Origin of the sequence: Salinibacter sp. 10B (assembly GCF_002954405.1) — a bacterium.
GTDB lineage: Bacteria > Bacteroidota > Rhodothermia > Rhodothermales > Salinibacteraceae > Salinibacter.
This window is the reverse complement of the sequence record NZ_MQWC01000004.1, coordinates 3633872-3647269: the sequence shown is the minus strand read 5'-3', so window position 1 is coordinate 3647269 and position 13398 is coordinate 3633872. Positions and strand designations below refer to the sequence as shown.

Genomic DNA, 13398 nt, shown 5'->3' with positions numbered 1-13398 from the left:
CGAACAGCGAATGGTGTAGCGCACACCCATCCCCCGCCATTCGTCATTCGAAAATGAATTAGTAGTGGCAGGCGGAGCAGTTGGTGGGCGGTTGAATTCCCTCGTCTCGAATCCGCTCCAGGTTGCGCTCCACGAAATTCGCGGGTTGCGTATACCCCATCGCCGTAATCTTATCATTGGGGCGCAGGTAAAGCTCCGGCTGACGGTGACATTCCAAACACCAGCCCATTGAGAGGGGCTCCGCTTGGTACACAACCTCCATCTTGTCGATGCGCCCGTGACAGGTCTCACACCCTACGCCCTTATTCACGTGGGACGCGTGACTGAAGTGGGCGTAATCGGGCAGGTGGTGCACTTTCGTCCACTGGATCGGCTCGTCGTTGGCCCAGCTCTGCCGCACTCGCAACAGATTCGGCGAGTTGGTCCGAATCTGATTGTGGCAGTTCATGCAGGTCTGCGTCGGGGGCACGTTCGCGTGCTTCGAGTTCTCGACGTTGGTGTGGCAGTACTGGCAGTCGATGCCAAGTTGGCCGGCGTGAAGCTCGTGACTGTACGGAACGGGCTGGTCCGGCTTATACCCAACGGTCGTAAACTCCGGAGAGAAATAATACCAGACCAGTCCGATCAGTGCTACGCCCCCGATGAGTGACCCCACGAGTGACAGCAGTGGAAGGACGTTTGCCTTCTTGGGAAATATTTGCGGCATACGGATGCAGCGGTCAGCAGTGAGTGACCAGGCCGACGGCTGTCGGCCCCAACGATGCATGGACGAGGTGAAACTCCCCGACGCCTCGAACAACAAGGGCCGGTTTGATCTCGCCACAGATAGAACATACGACAGAGCCACCGGCAACCCAAGATCTTCAAGATCTTTACGTCTAATCCCTCATGATTTCCGCCAAACCTTAACCGTACGCGTCGAACAACTGATAAAAACATGGGCCTCAACCCCATCGGCGGCTCTCGACCGACGATGCGGTGCATTCTGGTCGGGCCTCTCTTATATGTCACGCGCGAATTTCCTTCCCTCATGCGGTAAATGCATCGTGCGTCGCTGCCGCCTGGCGATCCCTACGCCGACGGCCCATGCGTTGAAGGCATAATGCTAAAAGGTTCCTATCATGCGCAGCCCGCCTCCATATCCGCGGTAGCTTCCGAATGATGCCGTTCCATGAGGCTCCAGAGTCAGAACCTCCCCAATCTCAAATGAGGGCGATACGTACGCACGACCGAGGAGCTTCCGGTTTCCCATTGGACTGTCCTGAATGGTTTCTCCATACCAGTGCCCTGATGCTCGAAGGTGAAGACGCATTCCTTCGGCGAGCCGAGTTTCATAGGACGTGAGAACCATTCCGTGTGGAGGAAGCACCTGTCCGCGATTCGGGCTCTGCCGTCGAAAGCCAAATTCGCTCTCTTCCCAATTTGCGTATCGAACCACGGCCCGGATCGTTGTAAATCCCGAGCGCCGCAGGTATCGAACCGTTCCCGTCAGGCGACTACCGGAATCGAACCGGGGTACGCCTCCCACCCGATCGGTCTGGTACCACCGATACGCCACATCCAGTCCCAACGCCGAGGCCTCCGTGAGCTTGTAGTCGAATCCCCCGTTGGCTCCAACGCCGTCCCCCGGCACATAATCTTCTTCCAGCGACGCCTGCGGCCGGAATCCTCGCTGGTACTGGTACCCTGCTCCAAGGCCCACCGCAAACCGGTCGGAAAGGGGAACCGCCCACGTCACTCGTGGGGCCAGGGAAAATCCTCGGCTGAAGCTCGACACCCGGAAGTCATAGACATTCTGGCTGATGAATCGGGTCGTCTCCAATTCCGCGTCTGAGAGCTTTTGCTTGCCAGTCGGCGCATTGGCCTGAAGAGAAAACACCACACTTCCGTCGGCCACTGGTTGGGCGTAGGATACCTGCCCCGAAAGGTCGGTCCCCCCTCCTACGGACGTGAGGCGGGTCCCGTCCATTCGGGCATATTCTCCCCGTGCCCGAACTGTAAGGCGCGTGGTCACCGGTACGAACATGGACAGGCGCGTGCTGAATTCAGTCAACTGTCGCCCTCCTTCAGTCTCGTAGACTTGATACGTCGGGTCGACAGAAACAGACACTGGCCGCTGGACACTTCGAAGAGACGGGCCCTCCAACTGCGCCCAAGCAGCCTTGGGACCGGTGAACGTCACCAACAGTCCAACGGCAACGACGAAAACACTTGAACGAAGAAGAGCACGAAGCCACCGAGCATCAGACGGTGTGGAAAATGGCGAGTCTTTCATCACGGGCCCATCTGTCAATTTGGAGGAAGTGACGTATATAAGAACTTCTTTCTCGGGGATGCCCTTTGGGCTCTCGTTCTGAACAAAAAAGGAATGCAGATGCTAACGCCCCCACGGTAGCCCCCCAGTTCTCTTATCGAACTAGCACCATCTTCCGGGTCTTCTGAAAGCCTTCTGCCTTAACCCGGTAAAAGTAGACGCCGCTCCCAACCGGTCGTCCCTGCTGGTTCGTCCCGTCCCACTGCACCCGGTGAAGACCAGCAGATCGTTTCGCTCCCTCCGTCAAGGTGTTGATACGTCGCCCCAGCACGTCGTAGATGGCGACAGTGACCGCCTCTCGCCTAGTTTTCAGCGTGTACGCGATCGTCGTCTCGTCCTCAAATGGATTCGGGTAATTTCCCCGAAGGGCGTCCGTGAAGGTATCGAGATCCACCCCTTCACTTTCCGCTTCGGCGTAGGCTTCAGTTCCAACAATGACTTTCAGCACTCGCACTGCGCCTGCATCTAGCTCAAGGCGGGCTCCCGGAGCTCGCCGTCGTCCAGACTTCAGGTCCAATATGTACCGCTGATAGTCTGAAGGCAACGGGCCGGCCTCTGTCAGCCCAAGCCGAACCGGAATCGTCTCATCCAGTCGGTTGGTGAGCCGGACCCGCCAGGCCTGTCCGCCCCCCTCAGAAGGCTTAAAGCTTTCAGCATGTGGGACCGACCGTCCCCCGGTTTTCTGGAGCACCCCAAGTCGCACATTCTGCCCAATCGGCGGTGCTTGTGCCTGATCAAATCGGTCTCGTCCCGTCTTGGCTGCCGTGCGCAGGCCAAGCGTGACCGTCGCGGGACGTCCGCCCTGCACCTTTCCGTCCGGTCGAGCTCTTAAATGAAGCGTATAGGACCCTTCCTTCGACGAGGCAGATTCTAAGGCGGACTTATCGGGGGACGTTGGGCTGGACGGGGCCTTCGACGCAGACGCCTGTCCGGGGGCGGCCTTTCGGGGAGACCTTTTGTTAACCGGGGGATTGCTTGTCTTCGCCCCCTCCTGTGGAGTCGCCGACCGTCGAGTGGTGGGATCGGTTCCCTGCTGTCCACTCGCAAGGAGACTATTCTTTCCGCCATTCCCCGCAGCGCCTTCACTCCCGACCGGCGGTACCACCAACGTATCCGGTTCTGATTGCGCATTGAACACAAAGTACGCCTCCCACGGCATCAACCGAGACTGTCCTGACCAATAAGCACTGTCCCGATAGGCGATTGGCCCGTCGATTTCTTTCCCGCTCAGGCCCGAGGCTGCCTGCACCGTATCCCACGGGACAGAGTATCCGAATGGACTCCCCACCTGGTTCCAACCCGGCTCCAGCGTCAGCATTCGTGCCTGATCAGCGTCCGGCGTCTGCCCGCTCTCAATCCGGGGCGGCGTTCCCTCTGACGTAACCAGCCAGAATCCCTCTCCGACCTCCAGAGAATCGATGGAGGGGAACTCTTGATACTCCTCTGCCTCAGCGGCCCATCGGAGCACTCGCCACTTCCCTCGGTCGTACGAACCGTAGTGGTTCTTGAGGGCCTCCTTCACCCCCTGCTCCGGCACTGCCGGCACCGACACCATTCGATAACTCTCCGCCGGAAACTCTGCTTGCGACGGTGGGCGGAGTAAGTCGAACTGCACCGGCAGGTGACGCGGCGTACGCCGGGCGCGACGGGAGCCGCCTGCCGGAATCGTCAGCGTATCTTGCTTTCCGACCGGGTCTTTCCCCACAACGACGGCGAAGTAGTCGATTCCGCGCGCGGAGACAAGGGTATCGGGGACCTGTGCCTGCAATTGAAGGGGATCCTGTCCCGCTTTTGAGAGGGAACGAGCGCGGTAGGTTCTCGCTCCTCCCTTGCGGACATACAAGGTTGAGCCATTCCCCGCATCCGCGTCAGTGATTGCGTCGATCCCCCCCTCCAAGGTGAACCCAATATTGGCGGATGTCCCGCGCGACGGCGGTGGAGCATCGACCGTCACGCCCACGCCCCGCCCCCGCACCGTGGCAGTGTCGGCCGTCCCTTCCGCTGCCGTCACTATCAGACGAGCCTCTCGTCCTCCTGGCGTTGACGGTTCAAACCGGAGTGGCACCATCCCGCTCTCCCCCACGGCAAGAGTGTCCTCAAGACTGCTCTCCCGCAATGCATAATCAGAACTGTCCCCTGCCTCAACGGACGCCGACAGGCCAGTGAGTAGGATCTCCCCTTCATTTTTCACTGTGACAGCCAAAGAGCGCGGGTGTCCCACGGAAGCAATCCCCGCCTCTACTGTGTCCGGCAAAGCCAGTGTAAGTGCCCCGACATCAAACCGGACCGGCGTCGGCTGGGACCGGGCTCCCGATGTATCTGCCACCGTGTACCGCAGGCTGTCCGGCCCGCTGTAATTCGGGTCCGGCTCGTACCGAATTTGTCCCTCCGTCGTGACGGACGCGGCCCCCTTCGACGGACCGCGTTCGATGGCCACCGAGGTCGTGTCTAACGGTCCCTCAACATCAGTGTCATTCTCAAGAACCGGCACGACCGCGGCACTGCCCTCTTGTACCGAAACAGTGTCGGCACGGGTGAGCGGGAGGTCGTTGATCGCTTCGATTGTGATAATCACCTCCGCCGTGTCCACGGCGCTGGAGTCATCGGATACTGCGTAGGCAAAGCGATCTGTCCCATTGGAGTCCGGTGTCGGCGTGTAGGTAATCTTGCCCGTTTCCCCTTCTACCTCCGCAGTCCCAACAGACGGGGAGTCCACAACCGCAACGGTGGAGGTATCGAGCCGTCCTCCTCGATCGGTGTCGTTCGCCAGGACGGGGATTGTCACCGCTTGATCCTCATCGATTGTCGTCGTGTCGTTCACCGCGGAGGGGGGAACGTTAGAGGTGGTGAAGGTCTGAGGACCGCCGCTCGTTGAATCTGCTATATTGACAGCCCTGAACCCATACCGATATTCGGTGCTCGGCTGGAGGGTATCCACCACCTGACTCACGACTTGATCGCTCGAAAGGGCGGTCCGAAGCGTGTCAATCGGATGTACCGTCGGCGCATCTGCCGTCGCTAACCCAAACGCGAGATACACCCGAGACGTGTCTCCTCCAGGATTGACGGTCCCGTACAGAACGGCACTCGTATCCGTCACGCTCCTTACAGAGTCGGCCGTGACGGTTGGGGGATCGGCCACCTTGGTCGTTACCGAATCGATTTCTCCAGTGTTGGTCCCAACGCTGTTCGTTGCCACCACCCGATAATAGTATTTGGTCGCCGCCTTCAGCGTGTCGACTGTCGCCCCCACATTCACCGTGTCGTCTCCAGCAATGGGACTGGACGAGGCTGCAAACGTGGAGTCGGCCCCGAACGAGAGATCCTTTCCGTACTCGAAGACAACATCCGTAGACGCCCCTCCCGGGTTCACCAGTGCCTCAGCAGTAAACCCGTTCGAAGACGAATCACTCGGCGGCCTCGTTACGACCTGCGGCGCGATCGTTGTGTTCGGATGCCAGGCCACTGTTGAACTCCCCGACGCCAACACGTCCAGTTGTCCATCGCCATTCAGGTCCGCCACCGTGACGCTCAACGGTTGCGGGGTATCGTCGGTCACGAGCCGGTGCTGGCTAGAGAAGCTTCCATTTCCGTCCGTATTCTCAACCCACGCAACGCGGGACTCCAGATAGTCCGAATAGAGGACGTCCAGGTCGCCGTCCCCATCGAGATCGAATGGGGCTACGTCTGTGGGCCCGGACGCGTCTTGCGTAATGAAGGATCTCGTCCAATCGCTCCCGTCTCCCGTCGTGTTGTCGAACCACGACACGGTGCCGTCAAGGTACGAACTCGTGATCACATCCACGGCCCCGTCTCCATCGACATCGCCCACCCCAAGGCCGATGTTTTGCCCGCTGTTATTCCCGCTCACCGCCGTACTGATATTCAGCGTCGTCCATCGGCTGCCATCTCCATCCTCATTGGCGTGCCACGCAAGACGATTGTCTGTATCTCCGCTGGTGCCCCCCGACGCGGAGATCACATCCAGTGTGCCGTTCCCGTCCACGTCGGCAATCGCAACCTTGTCGGGGTGGGGAACGCGCGCAATCGTATCCGCAGCCGCGAACCCGTTTCCCTGATCGACGCGATTTTCGTACCAGACCACGGCATCGTCGGCCGCGAGAGCCGCGACGGGATCCAGGTCTCCATCCCCATCAAGATCCGCAGCGGTCGCATCCTGGGGCGCCCCTCCATTGAGTGTCACCTCTTGTGAAGTCGAAAAGGAAGGGGGAGCTGCTCCATCGTTCGGGTACCACTGTATTACATTCGAGCTGGCCCAAACCCCAATCACCCCCACCGTTCCGTCTCCGTCAAGGTCGCCCGGAACGACATCGTAGGGGGAGAAAAACCCAGTTTCGATGTCCCGCAATCCGGAAAAGCCCCCCTGCCCGTCCGTGTTGCGGAACCATCCAACTTTGTCGTCGCCTCCATCAATCGCGACCAGCGCGTCCGGGGTGTCGTACGAATTATTCACCGTCGCGGCTTCTACGCTCGTGACGACGTCCACGGTGTCCGAGAGCACACGATCGACCGGAAACGACGGCGTCACGGATTGGGCAGCGGCAGTAAACTGGAACGTGAAGGTCGACGCGAGGGTGGTTCCGTCCGTAGCAACAGTACTGTCAGCAAACACCGATACGCGTACTCGCTCCCCGGGCTGAAAGTCGAACGTGGAGCTTACTACAATTTCGAGCTCACGAGACGTCGCTCCCTGCTGTACCCCACTCAGCGGAACGCGCCCCGACTGGTCCCCAAATACCGCTACGCGATCGCTCGACGTTGTGAAGTCAATCTCCTTGTTGAAGGTAGCCGAGATGCTTCCCCGCGCAGTGTCAACCCCCACCGTGTGTCGGGCCGGGGCAGTGCTGGTGACCTGTAAGGCTGGGGATTGCTTGTACAGCGTGGCCGTTGGGGTATCTGTCTCGTCGTCCCCGGTTACGATTAGGTCGAGGGTGCCATCCCCATTGTAGTCCCCCCACGCCACCGAGGCCGAATCAACGGGCGTGATGGCGACATTGCTCTTCGTGAATGAAGGCGGACTCCCTCCCTCGTTGCGAAAAATGGCTGACTGACTCTCGTTGGGATCGTCAAATGTAGTGCTGTCGCCAACGGACGCAACATCTAAACGCCCATCGCCGGAAAAATCGCCGAACGCCGCTTCTCCGTCCTTTGTGCTGTCCTGGCGAACCGGCGTGGTAAGAGTGCTAAACGCGATCGTCCCAGCATTCTCGTTCACGTACATCCGCGTTTTCGGATCGCCCGTGCTCTCGTCCTCTCCCGTCACGAGGAGATCAAGGGCCCCATCGCCATTTACGTCTCCAAACTCGGCGGAGGCCCCAACAATGTCGACATCGCTACCAGAGACGATGTTGGACATCCCCAAGCGCCCAAACTCGACGGCCCCATCCGCATCGGGGTCGCCATCATTTCGGTAGATGTTGGTGTTGCTCCCACTACTGGTGGCCCCCGTAACGACCAGGTCCAGGTCTCCATCATTATCCACGTCCCCCCAGTCGGACCCACTGATCGTATTGACCGGAGTAAGCACGTTGGCTTCCACAAAGCTGTTCGTGCTTTCGTCGTATCGGTAAAGGTAGGCCGTCCCCCCCTCATCACTGCTTGGCCCGGTCACGACCAAGTCCAAATCGCCGTCGCCGTCGTAGTCAGCCCAGGAAAGCGAGCTCCCCTTCGCCCCCGCAAACACCCCCGTCTCCGTTGCCACCGTTTCAAACTGCCCATCGTCCCGTTGCCGGTAGACTCTCGTCTTGTCGTATGGACTGCTACTTCCGTTGTATCCGGATACAGCCAGATCCAAATTCCCGTCATGGTCGTAGTCCCCCCACTCAACCGAAGCCCCATCCTGCACCCCGATCACTCCAGCATCGGCCGCAAGATCCGACGGCACATCATACTCTGTAAACGTCCCATCCCCATTGTTCTCGTAGAGGCGAAGGACCTCTCCGCCCGTCGTATTTTTGCCATTTGAGTCTCCCGCAAGGATGAGATCAAGATCTCCGTCATCATCATAATCTCCCCAATCCGCATCTCCTCCCCTCACTCCCGTAAGCGGAATGCCTGCATCCACGAAGTTTCCCGATCCGGACGCCGTCGCCGCTCTAAAGGACAGGGTGTACGTCGTATCGAGGGCCGATCCATCAGAGGCAAGCACGCTGTCCGCCAACACAGATGCTGTGATTTTCTCTCCGGGGTGGAAGGTCACCTCGCTCCCTAGCTCCACTTCAAGTTCTTCACTCGAGCTGGAGAGGTCCACACCGCTTGGCGAAATTTGTCCGGACTGAGACCCAGCAAGCGTGACACTATTCAATCCTATGCTGTTCGGGTCGAGCTCCTTAGTGAAGCTGAACGAAATCCGCGAGAGGGAGGTATCCACTCCCACCGTATTCTGCGCAGGTGTCGTACTCGAAACACGTGGCGCGGGGATGTTCGGATAAAGGGACACGAGATCTTCCGTAGGAGCGGCAATCACCGGGTCGAGGCTTCCGTCTCCATCTACGTCGACGGCAATAACATCCTGCACGTTATGGATCCCTACGTCCATTGTCTTTCCGGGTCCGAAGCCGCCCCCACTGATGTTTTCGTACCACACCAGCGAGTCGCCTCCAACAGAGCCCGCCACGATGTCGATATGCCCATCGGCATTGACATCTGCGGTCGTGGCCGTTAGCGCGCTGTCGGTACGGGCCACCTCGGTCCGACTCCACTGAATGGATCCCTCAATGCTGGTGGTGGGAGCATAGACGGCTATCGCCCCATCCCCCGCATTTGAATCGTTCCCCCGCTCGACTCCGACAATCTCGACCCTCTGATCTTCGTCCAGATTAGCGGCATCCAGATCGCGGGGGTTTACCGTATTCGAAAGGAACCCGGCGTCCTTCTCACTTCCAAAACTCCCTCCGTTGTTGGGGTACCACGAGATATTATCGTCCGACACACTCCCAACGACGAGGTCGGGAGTGCCATTTCCATCCACATCCGCCACGTGAACGGCTCGTGGATCGTCTGCATTTCCGCCATTCACTGCAACCTCGGTGAACGTCGGAGCCCCGTCCTCCTCGCTGCCACTATTATTTTGATAGACGTAGATCGAACTGTTGTCCGACGTGACCGCCACGAGATCCACGCTGCCATCGCCGTCGAAATCCTCGGCCTCTAGATCTCGCACATCGTCGGCATTCCCTCCATTGGTAATGTCCTGTCCTTCTCCAAAAGACCCTGCCCCTTCGTTGAGGTAGTACCGAATGATGTCATTCGGATCGCTGGACTCGTTTTCGCCGGATCCCACCACTACGTCCAGACGCCCATCGCCGTTCAGGTCGGCGAGCGTGAGGGCCCGAGCATAGGTGATCCCCGACCCGAGCACCGACCCAGAACTGAAGGTTCCGTCGCCGTTTCCTTCGTAGAGCGTTACCTCATCGTCTCCAGCAGCCGCCACAACGAGATCAAGATTCCCATTTCCAGTCAGGTATCCCGACGCGACGGACCGGGCTCCCGTCTCACTGGTCGAGACAGGACGGCTGACGGGAAAGTCTGCTGGTCCCTTCGATGCAGCTGCCCGAAAGCCAAAATTCAACGGACGCGGCAAAAACAGGCCGCCTGTGCTCTCCAGCCCGTTCCGAAAAAGCACCTGCACCCGTTCCCCAGGGGCAAAAGAAGGCGTCGGTCCATACTGAAGTGTCTCAGTCCCCCCGGTCAGGGAGCCGTCATCGCCAATCCCCCCATGCTGACTTCCCCGAACGACAATACTATCAGCCAACCCGGAGCTCTCGGCCACCGGCGCACTGAAGGTAAACTCCATGTCGCTGCTGGTTGAGAAACTCGGCGCGTACGGAGAGGGATATGTGTTTGTAATTCGAAGAGCCGGACGGTAGAGAATCGCCGAGCGTGCAGAAGAACTGGTCTCTCCCGTAAAGAACAAGTTGACCCGCCCGTCGCCGTCATAGTCGCCGACGGCGGAGGCACTGCTCGTGGTGGGGGTGACCTGCCTCGTCCCCACTATCGAGTAGGGCGGAGAGTCGGTCGCATCATACTCGTACACTGTCGCATATGGAATCATGTCCCCGTCATTCCCCGTCGTCACCAGATCGAGATCTCCGTCCCCGTCGACGTCGACGAAGTCCGCCGTTCCGTTCTCCACCGCCGGAGACAACACCTGCTCACTGGTGAAGCTTCCCTCCCCCCCATTCGTGAAGAACTCAGCCACCTGTCCGAAGCTGCCGTCGCTTCCAGTCACCACGAGATCGGGCACGCCATTGCCCGTCGCATCGCCCAAATCCACCGCGCTGTTCGTAACGCCGGGCGACAAGCTGGTGGACACATACGTCCCGTTATCGTATTCGTACACAGTGGTGGTGGGGCTTCCGCCTCCATCGACGCCCGTTACCACCACATCGAGGGTGTCATCCCCATTTACGTCTCCAAAATCGACGGTCCCATTCTCAACGTCGACGAAAGCACTGCTCGGTGTTGGCGCCGCCGTAAAGTTTCCGCTTCCGTCGTTTTCGTAAAGTACGGTGGCCCGATCATTACTCCCGGTGGTGTCTCCCGCCGCAATGAGATCGAGATCGCCGTCTGCATCAAGATCCCCTAGCGCCACCGCACTATTCTCGAACCCGCTTGCCGGTGCGGCCTCCACCTGTTCTGTAATCGTAAGGCTTCCATCATCGAGTGACCCTCCATCATTGGTGTATAACCGAGTAATTGGGGTTCCGCTGCCATTCGTCCCTGTCAGAAGAATGTCGAGCCGACCATCCCCGTTCACATCCGCAAAGTCCGCCGTTCCGTTGCGTACATTCGCGAGGGACGAACTCACGTCACTAGCCTCCGAAAATTGTCCCGTGCCGTCATTGTAGTAGAGGGTTGTGGTGACACTTCCACTCTCGTTGGTTCCAGTTACAAGGAGATCAAGATCATTGTCCCCATCGAAGTCGCCGCGGGTGACTTCTCCGTTGCGAGTAGGAGCAAGCGTACTGGCGGATGCAAAGGTCGTGGATCCGCCCGTGAGAACGGTAAACCGCTCGGCCGCCGTTGTGGTGCCCACCTGGATGGCCGTCGGTCCCTGCACTCCACTTGGAACCTCCACTTCAAGCCTCGTGCTGGACTGACTCAAGATAAGAGCCGTGGTCCCTCCAATGGTAACGGTCGAGATTCCCCCCAGCTGCTTGCCGTGTATTTGCACCGTCTGGCCCGGAATGCCACTCTCCGGACGCACGTCGGTCACGGTCTGGGCCTGCACCAGCGAGGCCGGATTAAAGAGAAGCACCGCGACCAAAACGAAGGCATAGAGCCCCCATGGCTTCTCAGGCTGAGAGCGCTCCTCCAATGGGGTTTCGCCCATCCAAAAATGGCGGCGATACGAGCAGTAGAAATGGGTCATGCAGCAACGTAATATATTTCTTCAGATTCCGTCCCCTCCGACTGAGATTTCCTGGGACAAAACACATGCCGCTCAGGCTGGCGTCGTCTCTCCGGACCCCGAACTCGTCGTCTGATCTGTCCTCCGCATCCGAGGCTTGATCTCTTCGCCCATCTCCCGTACGTCTTTCTTCCCACCTCCCTTTGCCGAGACGCCCCTGAAACCCGCCTCCGGAAGCATTTAGCCGTGCCAGTTCGGGAGGTCTGCGCTGAACAGCCCGCGCAGTCGACCACGCCCCCGGAACAGGCCCTTACTGCCCTCCACTTCCGGACGGCGGATCCGGCGGATCGTCCAGCTCGCGACTCTCCTCAGCCGTTTCCGCTTCCTGGGCAACGTCACGTTCGTCATCGCCGGGGCCTCCCGCAGGAATAACCCCCATGTTCTGAAGGCGCTGGTTTACAAGATTGATCGATTCACTCGGAGCCGTATTCTCTCCCGAGTTGCCCTTTTCAGCGTTAGCGAGAGCATCCTGTTGGCTTCCGCCCCCAGCCTCGACGCTACGCGCTCTCTCCCTTCGCTGAGCCGCGGCTTCGAAGTTCGGGTCAATCTGCTGGGCCTGTTGGTAGTATTGGGCTGCCGTGCCGTAATTGCCCCGATCCTCTTCCATCAACCCCCGACTATACGCCAGGAACGCCTGAATGCTTTGGGTCGGCACTTCCTGGATGGCCGCCCGCTCTTGCGGCGTCAACTCCACCCCGAGATGGTCCACAATCGAGAAGGTAACCTTGGTTTGAAGGTCGAAGAGGTTGGAGAGACGAGCACGCTGATTGTCGAGCTGTGGAATGCGTTCTCCCGTCCCGACATTGGCGAGGGTCACCTGCAGACGCACCTCTTCGTCGTCGGTGACCAGGTAGGATCCCCCAACGAGACGCCCCGCCCCCACGAGACGCCCCACACGCGGCGCTGTGGACTGGTCAACGTACTCACTCTGCCCGAGTTTTAGCTCGTCCAAAATGGCCTGGAGCCGTACCCGCTCCACGACCTGAAGACGTCCTACATTCGCAAGGTCGGTCGTAAACATCTCCGCCAATCCGCGCCCCAACGGCGCATACTGCTCCTCACTCCCCTGGTACTGCATCGGCACGACCGCCACCACCTCCGACGAGACGTCAGTGCGCACATCCGCCGGCTGAGCCTGCTCCTGCGCGATCATCTCGCGGGCCTGTCGCTGGGCTTGCTTCCGGGCAAGCCATTCGTAGCGTCCCTCCATCAGGGAGTGATACTTCGATTCCTTCGGCACCTCGTCGAAGCGCCCAAAGAGCTTGAGGGCCCCTTCCCGGCGCCCCACCTGCTCACTGGCCAACCCTAAATAGAAAAGGACCTTCGGGTCATTCGGGCGCTGCGAAAAGGCCTTCTTGAGCGCATCGTACGCCTGGGACGGCCGATCCGTCCGAAGATAGATGGAGCCAAGGTCCCGAAGCGCCTCCCCGTCGTCCGGATGGTCCGAGAGCCGCTCCTGAAGCTGATCCTCCTGCTCTTCGAACGCGTCCGGATCCTGATCCATCGTGACCGAAGGTCCGCCACACCCGCCCACTCCTACGACAAGGCAGAGCAGCACCAGGAAACGGCCAAGCGAGTCGGGGAAATATACGATCCCAACTGCGCGCCCCCATCGGACCAATGCGCCCGGGCCGCGTTCGTCGTCGATCAT

4 protein-coding genes are annotated in these 13398 nt (G+C 59.6%); all 4 read right to left on the bottom strand.

From position 1 onward, the window contains the following. Positions 1–58 precede the first annotated feature (58 nt). Positions 59–706 (bottom strand): cytochrome c3 family protein, encoded by a 648-nt coding sequence (locus BSZ35_RS14840; RefSeq protein WP_105013173.1) that lies wholly within the window; start codon positions 704–706, stop codon positions 59–61. Positions 707–1105: 399 nt separating this feature from the next. Further along, positions 1106–2110, bottom strand: a complete 1005-nt coding sequence (locus BSZ35_RS14835) for a hypothetical protein (RefSeq protein WP_146110124.1) — start codon at positions 2108–2110, stop codon at positions 1106–1108. 298 nt (positions 2111–2408) lie between these two features. Then, positions 2409–11708: an FG-GAP-like repeat-containing protein gene (locus tag BSZ35_RS14830; RefSeq protein WP_105013171.1), complete on the bottom strand. Its 9300-nt coding sequence runs from the start codon at positions 11706–11708 to the stop codon at positions 2409–2411. Between the two features lie 289 nt (positions 11709–11997). Then, positions 11998–13398, bottom strand: coding sequence for a CsgG/HfaB family protein (locus tag BSZ35_RS14825; protein WP_105013170.1), 1401 nt, complete (start codon positions 13396–13398; stop codon positions 11998–12000).